Source organism: Streptomyces sp. NPDC093586, from assembly GCF_044764905.1.
GTDB lineage: Bacteria > Actinomycetota > Actinomycetes > Streptomycetales > Streptomycetaceae > Streptomyces.
In genome coordinates this window covers 65,256-83,687 of the sequence record NZ_JBIWJA010000008.1, presented here as the reverse complement: position 1 = coordinate 83,687, position 18,432 = coordinate 65,256, and the positions used below count along the sequence as shown (strand labels likewise).

Below are 18,432 nucleotides of genomic sequence, written 5' to 3'. Positions count from 1 at the left end.
CCGTCCCGGTGCTCAGAGCCGGTCCCGCACCGTGCTCGCGTCCACGCCGAGGGCCTCGGTGAGAACACGGGCGCGGACGGCACGCTGGCGGCCGGCGACCCGGTCGATGGTGGCGGTGGAGCGGCCGGCACCCGCCGCCTCCTCGCGCAGCTTCTCCAGCCGCTTCCCCGCCATGGCGAGCCTGTTGTGGGCCTTCTTGATGACCCACTCGCTCAGCGCCTCGCGGGACTGCCCGGCCATCGCGTCCAGCTGGGCCTCCAGCTCCTCGATGACGTCGGCCAGGTCGAGCGCCTCCTTGGCGTCGGGGTTGACCAGCTGCAGCACCTCCCGCTCGACGATCGGGCGCTGGGCGGGGGAGTCCCACAGCACGTGGGTCAACACCGACAGGTCCCTCTCGGTGACCGCCGGACGGCCGTCGAGGAACGCGGACGCCTGGAGCAGACCCACCGCCTGCCGCCAGCGACGGTCGGAGGCGACGAGCTCCTTGCGGCGCAGGGCGGCCCGCAGCGTGCACACCGCGTCCACGATCGGGTCGGGGACGTCCACGGCCGGGACGGCCTCGGACACGGCGTGCCGCAGGGCGGCCAGTTCGACCGTGGTCCGTGCCGGTGCCGCGGGGCGGCTGACGGCGGAGCGGACCAGCGCGGCGAAGTTCGAGGGGTCCTCCAGATACGTGACCTCGATCCGCACCAGCAGCCGGTCGTAGATCGCGGCCGTGTCCTCTCCACCGGGCAGCTCGTTGCTCGCCGTGATGGCGCCGATCAGCGGGCAGCGGATCGGCGCGCCGCCGTTCTCCGGATGGTAGATCCGCTCGTTGAGATAGCCCAGCGTCTCGTTCAGCGCGGCCGTGGAGCACTTGAAGATCTCGTCGATGAACGCGATGTGCGCGGTCGTGGCGCGGCCTTCGTAGACCTGGCGGTACTCGCCCCGGGCCAGCGCGGCGACGTCGACGGGGCCGAACATCCTCGTCGGCGCGGTGAACTTCGACAGGAGGATCTCCCAGTAGGACGCCCCCTCGACCCTGCCCGTGAGCTCCCGGGCCATCTCGGACTTCGCCGTCCCGGGCGGACCGAGCACCAGCGAGTGCTGTCCGGCCAGCAGCGTCACCACCAGCGTCCGCACCACGTCGGCCCGCTCGTAGAAGCGGTCCGACAGCTCGTCGCTGATCGCCCGCAGCCTCCTGGCCGTGTCCTGCGCGTCCCGCGTGTCCTGTGCCTCCATGGTCAACTCCTTGCCTGCGACGCCTTGACGGGCCGACGAGACGGCCCCGCCCCCGAGGCCACGACGCGGTGACAACGTAGCCGAGGCGATCGCGACGGTGCCGGGCCACCCCCGTTCTCCGCGCCGGAGCCGCACGTCACCTCGGGATGTTTGACGCGAAGGCGCGGGGGCAGGCACAGGTCCAGTGCTTCGGACAGGAGGCACGCCCGTGGGAGCGGCGCGACGCCGCCACGGATGCGTCCGTCCGCGTCCCGGACGCCCTCCCACGGTGACCGCCCGAACCCTGGGCCGTGTCGCCGCACCACCGGCGCCCGTCCCGTGCTCCGGAGAGCTCCGCGAGCCCCGGTGCCGGCCGGGCACCCTGCCCGGCGCCGCGACAGGACCCCGCACTCCGAGGGAGTTGCGACCCACCATGCCGATCCACGCCGCCGCGAAGCATCCGCATGACGACGCCCCCGACACCACGGACGCATTCCGTCGCCTCGCCACCCTTCCCGCGGGACCGGAGCGCGACGCGGTCCGGGACCGGATCGTCGAGGCCTGGCTGCCCATGGCCGAACGGCTCGCGGGGCGCTTCCGCAACCGCGGCGAGAGCTACGAGGACCTGCGCCAGGTCGCGGCCCTCGGCCTCGTCAAGGCCGTCGACCGGTACGACCCCGCCCGAGGAAGCGCCTTCGAGAGCTACGCCGTACCCACCGTCACCGGCGAGATCAAGCGCCACTTCCGTGACCACATGTGGACCCTGCACGTGCCGCGCCGGGTCCAGGAACTCCGCAACCGCGTCCGCTCCGCCGGTCAGGACCTGTCCCAGAACGCCCCCGACCGCAGGCCCACCGTCACCGAGATCGCCGAACGCGCCGATCTGAGCGAGGAGGACGTCCGGGTGGGCATGGAGGCCCTGGAGAGCTTCACGGCCCTGTCCCTGGACGCCGAGGTCGCCGGCGGCGACGACGGCTACTCGCTCGCCGACGGCCTCGGCGCCCCCGACCCGGCCCTCGACACCGTCGTCGACCGCGAGGCCGTCAAGGAACGGCTGGCCGCCCTGCCCGAGCGGGAGCGCGCCATCCTCTACATGCGGTTCTTCGACGACATGACCCAGAGCCGCATCGCCGAGCAGCTCGGCATCTCCCAGATGCACGTCTCCCGGCTGATCAGCCGGTGCTGCGACCGCGTGCGGGAGCAGGTGCTGCGGGATCCGGCGGCCTGACCGCCGCGGGCCGCGGCGCGGCCCGGGGGCGAAACCTGTTCCTCACCCACACGGGCGCCCCGGTCCCGCGAACGGCGCACGGCGGCGCGCGCCACCGGGCCGGGCGGGCTGTGATGGCCGGGGGCGCGAGCGCCGTGCCCCCGCAGCCGTCGCTCGAAGGAGCCCGAACCCATGCGCCGCACCTCCCGTGTCCTGTCCGCCGCCGTACTGGCCGGTGCCGCCCTGGGCGTCTTCGCCGGATCCGGCTCGGCGGACCCGGGCGGCACCCCGCGGCCGGCCGGGGCCGGCGAACCCGTCGCCGAGGTCAGCCCGGCCGACGCCGGCCCGGGCGGCACCGTCACCGTCTCGGTCACCTGCGGCCCGGCCGGTCAGGCCGCACCGGACACCCTCGACGCGGTCTCGCCGGCCTTCGACGGGGGCACCGTCGCGCTCCTGAAGGTGGCGCGCGCCGACGGCAGGACCTCCGCGGCCGCCACCGCCTATCGCGGCACCGCGCGGATAGCCCCCGCCGAGGACCTGGAGGCCGACCCGGACGCGGCGGGCCCCGCCTCGCCGTGGACCGTCGACGGCACCTGCCCGGGAACACCGGGCGGTGAGGGCAGGCCGTGGAGCGCGGCGATGACGGTGTCTTCGGGCAGCGGCACCGCCGGGTCGGCGCGGTCGTGGGGGAGTGCCGCCCCCGAGCCCTCGTGTCCCCCGTCCACCGCCCCGCGCGGTGACGCCGCCGTCCCGCGCAAGGAGCCCACCGGTCCCGGCGGCGGGCCGACGGCACGTGACGAGGCGGTGCCGTACGACGTGCCCGCGGTGCCGGGCGACGAGGCGGTGCCGGGCGACGAGGCGGTGCCGGGCGACGAGGCGGTGCCGGACGTCGGTGCGGTGCCCGGGGACGAGGCTGTGCCGGATGGGGCGGTCCCGGGCGTGGCGGCAGCTCCCGACGAGGAGCCCGCCCCCTACGACGAGGCCGTCCCCTACGACCGGCCGGCCCCGCCCGGCCAGTCCGCCCCCGCCGGCCACTCCGCCACGCACGGTGACTCCGGTACACACGGTGAGACGGGCACGCGCGGTGAGACGGGCGGACACGGCGGCATGCCCTGCACGTCCGAGCCGCCGTGCCCCGAGCCCACCACGTGGGGCGCGCCCTGCGGTGGCGTGAAGGCGGAGCACGGGGTGCAGGCCGGTACGGGGGGAACCTTCACCGACTCCGTGCCCGCCCTGGCCGCCGGCGGGATCCTGATCGCGGGCGCGTTCGGCGGAGCCGCGTACCGGCTGCGACTGCGGCTGCGCGGGGAGACCCGGGACCACTGACCCCGCGCCGGTCCCGTCCCGGTCGGCGCGGTGATCGACGCGACACGGGACGGAGCCATGGCCCGGCGGCCCGGGGGGTACTTGGTGCCCGACCGGAGCACGACCGAGGAAGAGGACCACGGCCCGGCGGTGACGGGACTCGGCACCACGGACTGCGCGGAGGCACCCATGCGGCGGACGGACCCCCAAGGCGACGCCTCGGAACGCCCTACGGTGCCCGGAAACGGGGACCCCGCCGGAGACCACGCGACCGGGGGCGAGAACCACGGAGGCCCCGCACCCGGGGAGAAAGCCTTCGGAAGCCACGCGCGCGGGGGTGAGGCCCCGGTCAGCCGCACGCCCGGAGGCGAGGATCCCGGAGGCCGCGTGCCCGGGGAGAAAGCCTTCGGAAGCCAGGCGCGCGGGGGTGAGGCCCCGGTCAGCCGCACGCCCGGAGGCGAGGATCCCGGAGGCCGCGTGCCCGGGGAGAAAGCCGTCGGAAGCCACGCGCGCGGGGGTGAGGCCCCGGTCAGCCGCACGCCCGGGGGCGAGGATCCCGGAGGCCCCGCACCCGGGGAGAAAGCCGTCGGAAGCCACGCGCGCGGGGGTGAGGCCCCGGTCAGCCGCACGCCCGGAGGCGAGGATCCCGGAGGCCCGGTACCCGGAGACGGGGGCCCCGGAGGTCACGCCTCCGGAGGTCACGCCTCCGGAGGTCACGCTCCCGAAGGCCACGGCGCCGTGCGCCGTGGCCCGCGCCTTCCCGACGACGGACTGCCGGTGCTGACCGAGCTGTCCGCCGTCCTCGCCGCCGCCGCGGGCCGCGCGCACGAGGAGCCGGCCGGCGGCGCCCCGGCCCTCCTGGACGCCGCCTGCGGCTACTGGGACCGGCGCGGCCTGCCCACCGACCCGGACCACGTGGCCGCCGCCCCCGGCGCGGGCGCCCTGCTGCTCGCGCTGACCGCCGCGCTCGGCGGTGACGTCCTCGTGCCGCGTCCCTGCGCCGCCTGGTGGGCGCCGTACGCCCGGCTGCTGGGCCGTCCCGTCTTCCACGTCCCCACCCCCGCCGAGTCCGGCGGCGTCCCCGATCCGTACGCCCTCCTGGAGACCGTGCGCCGCATCCGCGCCGAGGGCGGCGACCCGCGGCTGCTCGTGCTGTCCGTCGCCGACGACCCCACCGGCACCGTCGCGCCGCCCGAGCTGCTGCACGAGACCGTCGAGGCCGCCGTCGGCGAGGGACTGCACCTGGTCAGCGACGAGACCTGGCGCGACACCCTGCACGACCCGCACGCCACCGTGCTGCTCAGCCCCGCCGAGATGTGGCCCGACCACGTCACCGTCGTCACCGACCTGGCCGGCGCGCTGCTGCCGGCGGGCTGGCCGGCCGCGGTCGCCCGCTTCCCCGCGTCCGCCGCCGGGAACGGCCTCCACGCGCGCGTGCTCGACGTGCTCACCGCGCTCGGCGCCCGCGTCGCCGCGCCCCTCGCCGCCGCGGCCGGGTACGCGCTCGCCGAGCCCGAGCCGGTCACCGCCCGCCGGTCGGCCGCCGTACGCCTGCACGCGCGCGTGGCCGCCGCCGTGCACGCGGCCGTCGTCGCCGCGGGCGCCACCGCCCGGCCCCCGCAGGCCGGCCGCCACCTGTACGCCGACCTCGGCCCGCTGCGCGACGCGCTCGCCGCCCGAGGCGTCGGCGACGCCCAGGAACTGGAGGACTTCCTCACCGCCCGGCTCGGTATGCCCGCCCCCGGCGGCCACCGCTTCGGCGACGACCTCCTCGCCCTGCGCGTCCGGCTGTCCACCGGCCCGTTGCTGGGGGACACCGACGAGCGGCGCGCGGAATGCCTCACCTCTCCGGACCCGTTGGAACTGCCGCACGTGCACGGCGCGTTGATCGGTCTGAAGTCGGTCTTCGACGATCTCCGCGACGCTCAGCGATGGGAGCCTCCTCGATGACGCAGCAGCCCCGGTCGACCGCGAGCGCCACCACGCCCGTCCAGGACCAGGACACCGACGCCCCGCCGGTCACGGCCTCCCCCTCCCCGCCGCTCGCCGAGCCCCGGCCGCTGGCCGAACGCCGGGTGTGGCCGCGGACCTTCCACGACCGGCTGACCGCCCCGCTGCCCGGTCTGAGGGCCTTCGCCAGATTCGCCCGCGAGGGCGCGGTGAGGCCCGGTCCCGGGGGTCTCGCCGACGTCCCCAGGCTGCCGTACGCCCCCGGCCCGCTGCCCCGCGTGGACGCCGGGACCATCGCCGTCACCTGGGCGGGGCACGCCAGTTGGGTGGTGAGCATCGGCGGGCTCACCGTGCTCACCGACCCGGTCTGGTCCCGCCGCATCCTCGGCACCCCGGCCCGCGTCACCCCGGTCGGCGTCGCCTGGAGCGACCTGCCGCGGGTCGACGCGGTCGTCATCAGCCACAACCACTACGACCACCTGGACGCCCCGACCCTGCGCAGACTCCCGCGGGACACCCCGGTGTTCGTCCCGGCCGGGCTCGGCCGCTGGTTCCACCGGCGCCGGTTCACCCGCGTCACCGAGCTGGACTGGTGGGAGGGGGCCCTGCTGGGCGGGGTCCGCTTCGACTTCGTACCGGCCCACCACTGGTCCAAGCGCAGCCTCACCGACACCTGCCGCACCCTGTGGGGCGGCTGGGTCCTCACCGGCCCCGACGGCCGGAGCGTGTACTTCGCCGGCGACACCGGGTACGGCCACTGGTTCTCCCGCATCGGCCGCCGCCACCCCGGCATCGACCTCGCGCTGCTCCCCATCGGCGCCTACGACCCGCGCTGGTGGCTCCGGGACGTGCACTGCGACCCGGAGGAGGCGGTCCGGGCCGCGCAGGATCTCGGCGCCCGGCGGATGGCGCCGATGCACTGGGGCACCTTCGTGCTGTCGGCCGAACCGGTCATGGAGCCGCTCACCCGCGTACGCGCCGCCTGGCGGCGGGCGGGCCTGCCCCGCGAGGACCTGTGGGACCTGCCCGTCGGCGGCTCCCGCGTGCTGGACGAGAAGTGACTGGACGAGACGTGAACGGACCTCGCCGCGCCGCCCCTACGCCTTCGCCGGCCCCCGCAGCCGGCGCCAGGCGCTCGGTGCCGCGCTCACCAGTATCGTGAGGGCGATCGCCGCGGCCACGCCCTCCCACGGCTCGCTGAACAGCGAGCCGCTCAGGATGCCGATCAGCTGGTACGTCACCGCCCAGGCCAGGCAGGCCGGCAGGTTGCCCCGGGCGAAGCGGCGCGAGGGCCACTCGGCCAGCAGACAGGCCAGCATCACCGGTATCCGGCCGGCCGGCACCAGCCGGGAGAGCACGAGCACCGCGACGTCGTGCTCGGCGAGCTTCTCCCGCGCCTGCTCCAGCCGGTCCTCGGGCGCCCGGGACCGGATCACCTCCAGCCACCGCGAGCCGTTCTTCGAGCCGACCCCGCGCCGCCCCAGCCAGTACAGCGCCATGTCCCCGCAGAACGCGGCCAACGACGCCGTCGCGAACACCATCAGCAGTGAGAACGGCAGCGTCTGATGCATCGCCACCACCGCCGCCGAACTCACCAGCACACCCGTCGGCACCACCGGCACCAACGCCCCGATCAGCACCAGCAGGAACAGCGACGGATAGCCCAGCGCCTGCTGCGTCGGTTCGGTCGGGATGGTCGTCACGGCGGCGCCCAGCCAGGTCACCTCGCGACCCCCACCCGTACGCTCTCGCCGTGCCCCAGCCGGTGCACCGCCACGTCCGGCGCGCGCAGCGCCGACAGGCGCACGAACTCGTCGCCCGGCGTGTGGAACTCGTGGGGGCGCACGGCGTCCATCCCGATCGGCCAGTACGTGCCGTAGTGCACCGGCACCGCCGCGGACGGCGCCAGCCGGGCCAGCGCCTCGGCGGCCCGTCCCGCGTCCAGGTGGTCGGGCCCCAGGTACGGCCCCCAGCCGCCGACCGGCAGCAGCGCCGCGTCGACCGGCCCGACCTCCTTCTCCATCCCGTCGAACAGGCCGGTGTCCCCGGCGAAGTACGTACGGCCCTCGCCCTCGACCACGTAACCCAGCGCGGGGGAGCGGTGCGGGCCGAGCGGCAGCCGCCGCCCGTCGTGCCGCGCGGGCACCGCCCGTATGCGCAGGTCGCCGACGACCGTCTCGTCGCCGGGCGCGACCTCGGTCAGCCTCAGGTGCCCGAGCCGGCGCAGCCCCGGCACCGCCCGTCGTGCGCCCCGGGGCACGAGCAGGCGCGTGCCCGGCGCGAGACGCGCGAGCGACGGCACGTGCAGATGGTCGGCGTGCAGATGGGACACCAGCGTCACGTCCGCGCGCCAGGCGTCCGGCGGCGGCACCGGGCCCCGCCTGCGGCGCAGATGGGCGAGTCTGCGGACGAACAGCGGGTCGGTGAGCACACGTATGTCCGAGTCCTCGACCGTGCAGGTGGCGTGACCCCACCACGTGAGCTCCACCGGCACTCCTTTGCCTCCTTCGCGCGACTCCCCGAAGCCTACGTCCAGGAGTAGGGTCGGCGGCGAAAACGGGAGGTGAGGGGGACACCATGAGGCCGCTACGGGTGACGGCGATCGCGAGCCTGACGCCGCTGGAACGGCTGGACGACGATCCGTTCCTCGTCGACTCCCGCAGCCAGCACGCCATGTGCGCACGCTGGGCCGCCGAGCAGGGCTACGTCGTCACCCGGGAACTGCTGGTCAGCGGGTTGCGGCCCGACCACGACGCCCTGTGGGACGGCGTGCGCCCCGGGCAGGACCTGTTCGTGGCGCCCAGCCGCCGGGTGCTGGAGAGCGCGCTGTCGTCCGTGACGGAGTTCACCGCGGAGTGCGCGCGGCGCGGGGTGCGGGTGGAGACCGTCGGGCACGAGGAGCCGTCGTACGACGCCCGGATGAAGGCGTGCGTGCACCGCAGACTCTCGATGCCGACGGCGGGATACGACGGCCGCTGACCCCCGCCGGCCCGCCGGACACGGGCGCGGCCCCGGGCGAAGCGGACCAGGGGGGACGAACGGGCGCTCCGGAGCGTTGTGGCAGGGTGGGAGGGCCCGCGCGGACGACGGGCCGGGACGTGAGGTGTGCGGAGCGTGGGCGGAGGGCGTTGGCGGCGGGGCGCCAGTCAGATCGGGCGGAGCATCGCGGTGTGGGCCGTCTCCACGGTCACCATGCTGGTGCTCGCCGGGATCCTCCCCGACTTCCGGCTCCAGTCGCCCGACGGCGACAGCGCGACCGACATCGCCGTCACCGCCGCGTTCGGCGCCGGCGCGTTCGGCCTGCTGTCGGCGCTGGTGTGGCCGCTGCTGGTCCGGCTGCTGCTGCTGGTGCCGGCGCTCGTCCTCGGGCTGCTGGTCTTCTTCCTCAACGGCGCCCTGCTGCTCCTCGCACTGGACGTGAACCCGGCCGCGCGCGGCGGCGTCGCCCCCGAGACCGCCGTGGTGGTGGCCGCCGTGATGTCCGCCGTGGCCTCGGCCACCGGCGGTGCCCTGGCCGTGCGCGACGACGACGCCTACCGGCGCCGGCTCTCCCGGCTCGCCGACCGCCGCCGCAGATCCGGCCCGCCCTGTCCGACCGGCCCCGGCACCGTCTTCCTGCAACTGGACGGCGTCGGCCACGACGTGCTGCTGGACGCGGTCGACGAGGGCCTGATGCCCACCGTCGCCCGCTGGCTCGGCCGCGACGGCTCCTCCGCGACCCACCGGCTCGCCCCCTGGCGCACCGACTGGTCCAGCCAGACCGGCGCCAGCCAGCTCGGCATCCTGCACGGCAGCAACCACGACGTCCCGGCGTTCCGCTGGTACGAGAAGGACAGCGGCGAGGTGGTCGTCTGCAACCGCCCCACCAGCGCCGCCGACCTCCAGCGACGGGCCATCGAGCGCACCGGCGACGGCGGACTGCTCACCTTCGACGGCGCCAGCCGCGGCAACCTGTTCAGCGGCGGCGCCGACGAACAGGCCCTCGTGCTGTCCATAGCCACCCGCCGCCGCAGCCGGGAGAACCGGTCCCGGTCCGGCTACTTCGCCTACTTCTCCGACCCGGCCAACGCGGTCCGCACCGCCCTGTCCTTCGTCGCCGAGGTGTGCCGGGAGATCGGCCAGTCCACCCGCGCCCGCGTCCGCAAGGTCCGCCCGCGGGTCTCCCGCGGCGGCCTCTACCCCTTCGTCCGCGCCTTCGCGACCGTCGTCGAGCGGGACGTCGTCGTCGCCGCCGTCATGGGCGACATGCTCGCCGGACGCACCGCCGTCTACGCCGACCTGGTCGCCTACGACGAGGTCGCGCACCACTCCGGGCCGCGCAGCCGGGACGCCGCGAAGGTCCTCCAGCGGCTCGACCGGTCCCTCGCGCTGATCGAGAAGGTCGCCGAGCACGCGCCGCGCCGGTACCGGATCGTCGTGCTGTCCGACCACGGCCAGAGCCCCGGCGAGACCTTCCGCTCCCGCTACGGCCTCACCCTCGCCGACCTGGTGCGGGCCGGCTGCGGACTGCCCGTGCCGCGCCGGGCGCGGCGCACCCGCAGCGGCGCCGAGGCGCGCACCGCCGTACGGGCCGCCCTGCACCGGCCCGTCGAGGAGGGCGAGGAGCGGCACCGGCCCGCCGGCCGCCACTCGGAGCCGGTCGTGCTGGCCTCCGGCAACCTCGGCCTCGTCTCCTTCCCGGACGTGCCGCACCGGATGAGCCGCGAGGAGATCGACGCCCGCCACCCCGCGCTGCTGCCCACCCTCGCCAACCACCCCGGCATCGGCTTCCTGCTCGTGCGCAGCGAGGAGCACGGCGGTGTGGTCCTCGGCGCGCGCGGCGCGGAGATCCCCCTGGACCGGCTCGACGAGGACCCCGGCCCGCTCGCGCCCTACGGCTCCGGGGCCGCGGACGCCGTGCGCCGCACGCACTCCTTCCCGCACACCGCCGACATCATGGTCAACTCCTTCCACGACCCCGCCGACGGCGAGGTCCTCGCCTTCGAGGAGCAGATCGGCTCCCACGGCGGACTCGGCGGCGCCCAGTCGCGGGCCTTCCTGCTGTCGCCCGTCGTGCTGTCCGCGCCGGACGGCGAGGGCGCGGGCATCGTCGGCGCCGAGCACGTCCACCGGATCCTGCGCCGCTGGCTGCGCGAGTCCAACGGCCCCCAGGTGCCCCTGGACGATTCCCGGCCACAGGGCCGGGCCGACGCACCTTTTGCGGTCCCGGAGGGGCTCACACAGGACAAAACCGCCTGATTTGGAGCCGTGCGCGGGCGTGCCGGACCATGGAAAGCGTCCCGGCGATCCCGGGCCCCAGTTCCAAGGAAGGCGTACCACCCCATGCACGTCACCGGGACCGCCCCCCCACCGGCTCCGGCTCCGCAGGAGACTCCCGTCGCCACCGCCCCGGCAGCAGGCGGCAGCAAGCACGCCCGCCGCTTCGGACTGCCCGTCGCCACCGCCCTGGTCATGGGCAACATCATCGGCGGCGGCATCTTCCTGCTGCCCGCCTCCGTCGCCCCCTTCGGCACGATCAGCCTGCTCGCCTTCGGCGTGCTCACGGTCGGCGCCATCGCCCTCGCCCTGGTCTTCGGCCGGCTCGCCGCCCGCGACCCGCGCACCGGCGGTCCCTACGTCTACGCCCGCGAGGCCTTCGGAGACTTCGCCGGGTTCCTCGCCGCCTGGGCGTACTGGATCACCACCTGGGTCTCCAACGCGGCGCTCGCCGTCGCCGCCGTCGGCTACCTCGACGTCCTGCTCCCGGTGAACGACCACCGCTGGACCGCGTGCCTGGCCGCGCTCACCATCCAGTGGCTGCCCGCGCTCGCCAACTTCGCCGGCACCCGCTACGTGGGCGCCGTCCAGCTGGTGTCCACGGTGCTCAAGTTCGCGCCGCTGCTGCTCGTGGCGGTCGGCGGACTGTTCTTCTTCGACCCGGACAACCTCGGCCCCTTCAACGCGAGCGGCGGCAGCGGCATCGGCGCGGTCTCCGCCGCCGCCGCGATCCTGCTCTTCTCCTACCTCGGGGTGGAGTCCGCCGCGGTCAGCGCGGGCGAGGTCAAGAACCCGCGCCGCACGGTCGGCCGGGCCACGGTCATCGGCACCTGCGGCGCCGCGCTCGTCTACCTGCTCGGCACCCTCTCCGTCTTCGGCACCGTCGCCCACGACCGCCTGGTCGACTCCACCGCCCCCTTCTCCGACGCCGTGAACACCATGTTCGGCGGCGCCTGGGGCGGCTGGGCCGTCGCGGCCGCCGCCCTGGTGTCGATGACCGGCTGCCTCAACGGCTGGACCCTGCTCAGCGCCCAGACCCCGTACGCCGCGGCCCGCGACGGACTGTTCCCCGCGGCCTTCGCCCGCAAGCGGCGCGGTGTCCCCACGGTCGGCGTCGGCGTCACCGTCGTCCTCGCCTCCCTCCTCACCGTCTACAACTACACGTCCGGCTCGGCGAAGGTCTTCGAGGTCCTCGTCCTCGTCACCACCTTCACCGCGACCGTGCCCTACCTGCTGGCCACCGCCGCGCAGATCTTCCACCTGGTCTCCGGACAGCGCGAGCGCGTGAACGGCGCCCGGCTGGCGCGCGACGCCGTGATCGCCTCCGTGGCGGCCGCGTTCTCCCTGTGGCTGGTCGCGGGCGCCGGCTACGCGGCCGTCTACCAGGGCGTGCTGTTCCTGTTCGCGGGCGTGCTGGTCTACGCGGTCATGGCGGCCCGGCGCCAGCGCAGCCCGCACGGGGACCGGTCTTCCGGGTGAGCCGGGCCGGAGTGTGATCGGATAGGGGCGGGAACCCGGGCACGGGCTCCCACCGCCCCAGTACCGCAAGGGAATCCGGAAAGGACTCGCCGTGGCAACCACGCGCTCCGCACACACCGTCTGGGAAGGCAACCTGCTCGAGGGCAGCGGTGTCGTCACCTTCGACTCGTCCGGCATCGGCGAGCAGCCGGTGTCGTGGCCGTCGCGCGCCGAGCAGGCGAACGGGAAGACCAGCCCCGAGGAGCTGATCGCCGCCGCCCACTCCAGCTGCTTCTCCATGGCGCTGTCGCACGGCCTGGCCGGCGCCGGCACCCCGCCCACCAAGCTGACCACCTCGGCCGACGTCACCTTCCAGCCGGGTGAGGGCATCAAGGGCATCCACCTCACCGTGGAGGGCACCGTCCCCGGCATCGACAACGACGCGTTCGTCGCCGCCGCCGAGGACGCCAAGAAGAACTGCCCGGTCAGCCAGGCCCTGACCGGCACGACCATCACCCTGTCGGCCAAGCTGGCCTGACCTCGGCGCCCTTTTCCACCGGCGCCCGTGCTGCCCGCGCCCTGAGGCCGCCCGCCACGGCCTGACGTCGTCGTCGGTCCGCCGGCAGGCGCCGTACAGCCGGAAAGAGCACCGGGCTTCACCATCGGGTAGCGGATGGTGAAGCCCGGCTTCTCGCACGCGGTGGGCCGGGGCAGCGCACCGACCGCCCCACCGCGTCGGCTTCCTCGTCCCCCTGCCCGGGGCGGCCCGGGCAGGGGGACGGGTGGTCCGTCGCCCGGGCCTCCCAGGTGATGACGCCGTCCTTGACGAACACGTTCCAGCGGCAGGATCCGGTGCGGTTCGCGCCGTGCGTGGAGGTCACGGCCTTGGCGTGGCTCCAGCGGTCCCGGAGAACGCGTCCGCCTCCCGGCCGCCGACCAGCCCGATGCCGTGCAGGTCGGGCGCCGCGGTGCCGGGCCGGAAGAACCGGCCCGCGCGCAGCAGCGCCGCGCCCGGTTCGGTGGGCGGTGTCCACGTGTCGGTCACGTGCGCTCGCCCGGGTTCCGAACCCAGGGGCCGCGAGGGCCGCCCACCCGTTCGCGGCGCCCGTACGAGTCAGGGCGTGCGGCGTGGGGACGGCTCAGGGCTTGCGCGCCACCCCCGCGTACACCGGGACGATGCCCTCCGCCTGGACCGCCACGTCCTCGGGGTCCGGCCGCCATCCGGTCACCGGGATGACGCCGGGGCCCAGCAGCTCCAGGCCCTCGAAGAACCGCGAGAACTCGGCGAGCGAGCGCGGGTAGAACGGTGTGCCGCTGCGGGCGAACAGACCGGCGGCCCGGCCCACCGCCTCCGGGTTCAGGTCGGGCGTGACCTGCGAAAGGATCAGGTAGCTGCCCGGTGCGAGCGCGTCGACGTACCGCTTCAGCAGTCCGTGCACGTCGTCGCCGTCCACCGCGTCCCCGAGGTAGTGCGTCAGGGCCACCAGCGACAGGGCGACGGGCCGGCCGAAGTCCAGGCACTCGCCCGCCAGCCGCAGGATGGTGTCCGGCTCCCGGACGTCCGCGTGGACGTACTCGGTGGCCCCCTCCGCCGAGCCGTGCAGCAGCGCCTCGGCGTGCCGGAGCACGATCGGGTCGTTGTCGGCGTACACCACCCGCGCCTCGGGTGCGACGCCCTGGGCCACCTGGTGCAGGTTCGGCTCGGTGGGGATGCCCGTGCCGATGTCCAGGAACTGGCGGATCCCGGCCTCGGCGACCGTACGGACCGCACGCTGCATGAACCGGCGGTTGGCGCGGGCCCCGCGCACCGCCGTGTCGTCCGCGGCGAGGATCTTGCGGGCCAGCTCCTCGTCCACGGGGTAGTTGTCCTTGCCGCCCAGCCACCAGTCGTAGACCCGGGCCGGGTGCGGCCGACTGGTGTCGATGGGGGCGGACGCGGCGTCGGATCCGGTCATGCGGTGTCTTCTCCCTCGGGCGGTGCTGTTCGGGTGGTCCGGTCAGTGGTTCTCGCGGTATGCGCGCAGGATCTTCTCGGTGCGCTGGGTGGAGGCGGCGCGTGCCGTCATGTGGTCCAGGACCTCCAGGTGCGTGGAGACCTCCGCACGGGAGTCGAGGTACAGCGCGCCGGTCAGGTACTCGGTGAAGACCATGTCGGGCAGCTCCGGCTCGGCGAAGCGGAACAGGGTGAACGGGGCGTACGTTCCCGGGTGCGGACCGTCCTCGAACTCGGCGACCTGCAGCGTCACCCGGTCCCGGGCGGCGAACTCCAGCAGCCGGTCGAGCTGCTCGCGCATCACCCGGCCGTGGACGCTCACCGGGCGCCGCAGCACCGTCTCGTCCATGATCACCCACAGGTGCGGCGGGTCGGGCCGGTCCAGCAGCCGCTGCCGCTCCATGCGCAGCGACACGTGCCGCTCGACGGCCTCCCGGCCCGCGGCCCCTATCGTCCCCGCCTCCAGGACCGCACGCGCGTAGTCCTCGGTCTGCAGCAGGCCGGGCACGAAGTGCGGTTCGTAGGAGCGGACGATCCGTGCCGCGCCCTCCAGGCTCACGTACAGGCTGAACCAGTCCGGCAGCACGTCGGTGTAGCGCTGCCACCAGCCCGGCTGGTTCGCCTCCTCGGCCAGCGTGACGAACGCCGCGATCTCGTCCTCGGACACGCCGTACGCCGTCAACAGGATCTGGACGTACGGTATTTTCAGCGCGACCTCGGCCGTTTCCATGCGCCGTACGGTCGCCGGGGCCACCCGGAGGACCTTCGCCGCCTCCTCGCGCTTCAGGCCCGCCGTCTCCCGCAGTTCCTGGAGCCGTTTGCCGAGCACCACCTGACCCACGGTGGGTGCCACCCGCCGCTCGCTCACGCCACGCCTCCCCAACGCGCCGAAGTCCGCCCGCAGTCTGTCATGTTCCCCGGCCGGCCCGACAGGGGCGGCGGACGCCGACGGCATTACCCCTCGGGTAATCGACCGTTCCGTGCGCGGACGGGATCGTGGAGACACACCGGGGGCCGGGCCGGCGCACTCCGGCCCGGCCCCCGGTCCCCGCAGCCTGCCGATCCCGACGGAGGGTGACCCACCATGTCCACGAACCAGCTCGCCGCACTCGCCCGCACCCTCGATCCGCAGCCGGCGCTCCGCCGCTTCCTGGCCCTGGACGCGGTCGTGACCGGCGCCAACGCGCTCGCCTACCTCACCCTGTCCGGGCCGCTGGGCCGCTTCCTCGGGGCCGGCTCCGGGCTGCTGACCGGCCTCGGCGCGTTCCTCGCCGTGTACGCGGCGGCCGTGGGCCTGCTGGCCGCGCGCCGACACCCGCCGGCGCTCGCGGTGCGGGTCGTCGTGGAGACCAACCTGGCCTGGGCGGTGGTGAGTTGCGCCGCCCTGGCCCTCTGGCTCGCGCCCACCACGGCCGGCGCGGTGTGGACGGTGCTCCAGGCGCTCGTCGTCACGGGATTCGCGCTGCTGCAGTACGCGGCGCTGAGGTGGCGTCAGGACATCAGCGAGTGAAGGTACTTGACCGTCGCCGGGTCGGCCGGGAGCAGCGTCTCGATGGCCAGCTCGGCGACCGTCACGTCCATCGGCGTGTTGAAGGTGGAGATGGACGAGATGAACGACAGCGTCCGGCCCTCGTGCTCGATGCGCAACGGCAGCGCGAAGTACGGCACCGGCTCGTCCGGTTCCTCACCGGCCGTGTCGTCCGGCACCGGGTACGCCGCGACCTCCTCGTACAGCGCCCGCAGGGGCCCTGAGCGGTGCAGGGCGATCTGCCGTTGCATCTGCTCCAGCAGGTGGCCGCGCCACTCGCGCAGGTTGCGGATGCGCGGCGCCAGGCCCTCGGGGTGCAGGGCCAGCCGCATCGCGTTCGGCCGGGGGGTGAGCAGGTGCTCGGGCAGGCCGTCCATCAGCATCGCGATGCCCCGGTTGGCGGCCAGCACGTCGTACCGCGCGTCGACCACCAGCGCGGGATAGGGCTCGTAGCCCCTGATCAGGCGCTCCATGCCCGCGCGCAGCGCGTCGAGGGCCGGGTCGTCCAGCGGGGTCTCCGGATAGTGCGGGGCGTAGCCGGCCGCGAGGAGCAGCGCGTTGCGCTCCCGCATCGGGACGTCGAGCCGTTCGGCGAGCCTCAGCACCATCTCCTCGCTGGGCCGGGAACGCCCCGTCTCGATGAAGCTGATGTGCCGGGCGGAGGAGTCGGCGCGCAGCGCCAGTTCCAGCTGGCTGATCCGCCGCTGTTCCCGCCAGGCCCGCAGCAGCGGGCCCACGCCCTGGGCGAGGGGAGTGGTACCGGACACGAGTGCGGTCATACGCCGAACGGTAGCCGACCGCGGGCCCGCCCCGGCCCTGCTGTGGCAGGCTGGAAGGGGACGGAGTCGTACGGTGCCGTGCCCGTATCCCAGCAGACGAGGAGCGCAGCCCATGCCCGTGGAACCGCTGTCGCACAAGGAGATCGAGGAACGGCTGGCCGAGCTGCCGGGCTGGTCCCTCGACGGGGACCGCCTCACCCGCGCCTACCGGCTCGACTCGCACTTCGCGGCCACCGCGATGGTCGTGCACATCGCGCAGGTGCAGGAGGAACTCGACCACCACTCCGACCTGACCCTCGGCTACAACACGGTGACCCTGGCGGTCAGCACCCACAGCGCGGGCGGCGCCGTCACCGAGAAGGACGTCGAGCTCGCCCGCAGGGTGGAGGACCTGGCCGGGAGCCACGGGGCACACTGACGGGGTGCTCGACTACGACGAGGAAGCGGAACGGTACGACGTCCTGCGCGGCGGCGAGCCCCGTGCGGAAGCGGCCGCCCGGGCGGTCCTGAGCCTGGTGCCGCCGCACGCCCGCGGCCTCCTCGACGTCGCCTGCGGCACCGGCCTCGTCACCGGACGGCTCGCGGCCGGACGGGCGGGCCTGCGCGTGACCGGAGCCGACCTCGCCCCCGCCATGGCCCGCCGGGCCGCCGCCCGGCTGCCCGGCGCCGTCGTGCTGGCCGACGGCCGCCGGCTGCCCTTCCGGGACGGCGAGTTCGACGCCGTGAGCAGCGTGTGGCTGCTGCACCTGGCCGGCGGCGCGGAGGACGCGCGCACCGTCGTCGGCGAGTGCGCCCGCGTGCTGCGGCCCGGCGGGGTGTACATCACGACGGTCGACAAGGGCGCCTCGCACAACGTGGGCAGCGACATCGACGCCGTACTCGCCTCCCGGCCGCCCAGCACGGCACGCGACGCCGCCGAGCGGGTCGAGTCCTACGCCCGCGCCCACGGCCTGACACCGGCCGGTGAGGCCCGCTTCACCGGCCACGGCCAGGGCCGCAGCCCCCGCCGCACGATCGCCGACCTGCGACGCGGCTGGTTCGTCACGCTCCCGCCGGGCGGGGAACTCGCCGACCGCTTCGCCACCCGCCTCGCGGCCTTACCGGACCAGGAACGCCCTCGCCCCGACCCGGTGTTCACCCTCCGCGCCTTCGCGAAACCGTAGCGGGAAGGCCGGACCGCGGGAGTACCTCACCTCGCCGCACCGGCGAGCACATGGATCAAGCGTGCCGAGGACGGCGCACCGGCCGGACCATTCCGCGACCGGCCCGCAGGTCTTCTCCAGAGAGTGAACGACTCGGGCGTGCCGCTCGGCCGCGGCTTGCCCGCCTGGTGGCCGACGACGCGGTAACCGGTGTCCGGGCAGTAGGGGTTCAGGCGCGCGTTGACGGCCAGGCGGTCCAGACGCACGAGCGTCCGACCCGTTGCGGCGACGCGGCGCTCCGCGGCCCCGCAGCAGGAACCGTCCCGTCCCCGACCGGGCGGTGCGGTCCCGCCCGGACCCGGGCGGTGCTCCACTCGGTGGAACACCGGTGCGCGGTCGGCGCCGACGGACCGAAGACCGGCGGCAACCGCCGCCACGTGCAGCCCGTCGTGGCCGCGGAGACGATCGCCGCGAGCACCTCACGGTCACCGTGACGACGCCGCCCACCGCCTTGCGGCCGTGTCGGAGCGGGCGGTACCACCCGCTGGGACAACTCCCGCGACCTGCCCGGGGCCAGCCGCTCCACGAGCGTCATGCCCCAAGGTCACGAACCC

General features: G+C 75.0%; 18 protein-coding genes and 1 pseudogene. 11 read left to right on the top strand and 8 right to left on the bottom strand.

Annotated features, from left to right (window positions below):
• Positions 1 to 12 precede the first annotated feature (12 nt).
• Complete coding sequence (locus ACIRFH_RS11560) at positions 13 to 1,221, bottom strand: AAA family ATPase (protein WP_403519279.1); 1,209 nt, start codon at positions 1,219 to 1,221, stop codon at positions 13 to 15.
• A gap of 412 nt (positions 1,222 to 1,633) precedes the next feature.
• Here ACIRFH_RS11560 and ACIRFH_RS11555 point away from each other — a divergent pair, with 412 nt between their 5' ends.
• From ACIRFH_RS11555 to ACIRFH_RS11540, 4 genes are all read left to right on the top strand, one after another.
• Positions 1,634 to 2,428, top strand: coding sequence for an RNA polymerase sigma factor SigF (locus tag ACIRFH_RS11555; RefSeq protein ID WP_403519277.1), 795 nt, complete (start codon positions 1,634 to 1,636; stop codon positions 2,426 to 2,428).
• A gap of 171 nt (positions 2,429 to 2,599) precedes the next feature.
• Positions 2,600 to 3,733, top strand: a complete 1,134-nt coding sequence (locus ACIRFH_RS11550; RefSeq protein WP_403519275.1) for a hypothetical protein — start codon at positions 2,600 to 2,602, stop codon at positions 3,731 to 3,733.
• 717 nt (positions 3,734 to 4,450) lie between these two features.
• Positions 4,451 to 5,662: an aminotransferase class I/II-fold pyridoxal phosphate-dependent enzyme gene (locus ACIRFH_RS11545; protein ID WP_403519273.1), complete on the top strand. Its 1,212-nt coding sequence runs from the start codon at positions 4,451 to 4,453 to the stop codon at positions 5,660 to 5,662.
• Positions 5,659 to 6,723, top strand: coding sequence for an MBL fold metallo-hydrolase (locus tag ACIRFH_RS11540; protein ID WP_403519271.1), 1,065 nt, complete (start codon positions 5,659 to 5,661; stop codon positions 6,721 to 6,723). The genes ACIRFH_RS11545 and ACIRFH_RS11540 overlap by 4 nt, the downstream gene beginning before the upstream one ends.
• 36 nt (positions 6,724 to 6,759) lie before the next feature.
• On the opposite strand, the gene ACIRFH_RS11535 is transcribed toward ACIRFH_RS11540, so the two are convergent.
• Positions 6,760 to 7,386: a DedA family protein gene (locus ACIRFH_RS11535; protein ID WP_403519269.1), complete on the bottom strand. Its 627-nt coding sequence runs from the start codon at positions 7,384 to 7,386 to the stop codon at positions 6,760 to 6,762.
• The gene (locus tag ACIRFH_RS11530; RefSeq protein ID WP_403519267.1) at positions 7,383 to 8,156 is read right to left on the bottom strand and encodes an MBL fold metallo-hydrolase; all 774 of its coding nucleotides are present in this window, start codon (positions 8,154 to 8,156) and stop codon (positions 7,383 to 7,385) included. The genes ACIRFH_RS11535 and ACIRFH_RS11530 overlap by 4 nt, the downstream gene beginning before the upstream one ends.
• 83 nt (positions 8,157 to 8,239) lie before the next feature.
• Between ACIRFH_RS11530 and ACIRFH_RS11525 the strand changes: the two genes are divergently transcribed.
• From ACIRFH_RS11525 to ACIRFH_RS11510, 4 genes are all read left to right on the top strand, one after another.
• Positions 8,240 to 8,641 (top strand): hypothetical protein, encoded by a 402-nt coding sequence (locus ACIRFH_RS11525; RefSeq protein WP_403519265.1) that lies wholly within the window; start codon positions 8,240 to 8,242, stop codon positions 8,639 to 8,641.
• A gap of 126 nt (positions 8,642 to 8,767) precedes the next feature.
• Complete coding sequence (locus ACIRFH_RS11520) at positions 8,768 to 10,900, top strand: phage holin family protein (protein ID WP_403519264.1); 2,133 nt, start codon at positions 8,768 to 8,770, stop codon at positions 10,898 to 10,900.
• Between the two features lie 84 nt (positions 10,901 to 10,984).
• On the top strand, positions 10,985 to 12,397 hold the full coding sequence (locus tag ACIRFH_RS11515) for an amino acid permease (protein ID WP_403519262.1): 1,413 nt from the start codon (positions 10,985 to 10,987) through the stop codon (positions 12,395 to 12,397).
• A 91-nt stretch (positions 12,398 to 12,488) separates the two neighbouring features.
• On the top strand, positions 12,489 to 12,914 hold the full coding sequence (locus ACIRFH_RS11510) for an OsmC family protein (RefSeq protein WP_161163892.1): 426 nt from the start codon (positions 12,489 to 12,491) through the stop codon (positions 12,912 to 12,914).
• A 339-nt stretch (positions 12,915 to 13,253) separates the two neighbouring features.
• Here ACIRFH_RS11510 and ACIRFH_RS11505 read toward each other — a convergent pair whose 3' ends face one another.
• The 3 genes from ACIRFH_RS11505 to ACIRFH_RS11495 all read right to left on the bottom strand — a co-directional run bounded on the left by ACIRFH_RS11505 (position 13,254) and on the right by ACIRFH_RS11495 (position 15,237).
• Positions 13,254 to 13,421, bottom strand: coding sequence for a hypothetical protein (locus ACIRFH_RS11505; protein WP_403519260.1), 168 nt, complete (start codon positions 13,419 to 13,421; stop codon positions 13,254 to 13,256).
• Between the two features lie 94 nt (positions 13,422 to 13,515).
• Positions 13,516 to 14,331 carry an SAM-dependent methyltransferase gene (locus tag ACIRFH_RS11500; RefSeq protein WP_403519258.1) on the bottom strand — a complete coding sequence of 272 codons (816 nt, stop codon included), beginning with the start codon at positions 14,329 to 14,331 and terminating at the stop codon, positions 13,516 to 13,518.
• Positions 14,332 to 14,373: 42 nt separating this feature from the next.
• Entirely contained in the window at positions 14,374 to 15,237 is an 864-nt protein-coding gene (locus ACIRFH_RS11495; protein WP_403519256.1) for a helix-turn-helix domain-containing protein, read from the bottom strand.
• A gap of 216 nt (positions 15,238 to 15,453) precedes the next feature.
• Here ACIRFH_RS11495 and ACIRFH_RS11490 point away from each other — a divergent pair, with 216 nt between their 5' ends.
• Positions 15,454 to 15,879: a hypothetical protein gene (locus ACIRFH_RS11490; protein ID WP_403519254.1), complete on the top strand. Its 426-nt coding sequence runs from the start codon at positions 15,454 to 15,456 to the stop codon at positions 15,877 to 15,879.
• Here ACIRFH_RS11490 and ACIRFH_RS11485 read toward each other — a convergent pair.
• Positions 15,861 to 16,676, bottom strand: coding sequence for a helix-turn-helix domain-containing protein (locus ACIRFH_RS11485; RefSeq protein ID WP_403519252.1), 816 nt, complete (start codon positions 16,674 to 16,676; stop codon positions 15,861 to 15,863). The genes ACIRFH_RS11490 and ACIRFH_RS11485 overlap by 19 nt on opposite strands.
• A gap of 112 nt (positions 16,677 to 16,788) precedes the next feature.
• Here ACIRFH_RS11485 and ACIRFH_RS11480 point away from each other — a divergent pair, with 112 nt between their 5' ends.
• Together ACIRFH_RS11480 and ACIRFH_RS11475 are read left to right on the top strand one after the other, a co-directional pair.
• A complete protein-coding gene (locus ACIRFH_RS11480; RefSeq protein ID WP_403519250.1) occupies positions 16,789 to 17,094 on the top strand; it encodes a 4a-hydroxytetrahydrobiopterin dehydratase in 306 nt (101 codons plus the stop codon).
• Between the two features lie 4 nt (positions 17,095 to 17,098).
• Positions 17,099 to 17,839: a class I SAM-dependent methyltransferase gene (locus ACIRFH_RS11475; RefSeq protein WP_403519248.1), complete on the top strand. Its 741-nt coding sequence runs from the start codon at positions 17,099 to 17,101 to the stop codon at positions 17,837 to 17,839.
• Between the two features lie 304 nt (positions 17,840 to 18,143).
• Here the strand turns inward: ACIRFH_RS11475 and ACIRFH_RS11470 are convergent.
• A pseudogene (locus ACIRFH_RS11470) lies at positions 18,144 to 18,413 on the bottom strand (transposase); the annotation flags it as partial.
• Between the last annotated feature and the right edge of the window lie 19 nt (positions 18,414 to 18,432).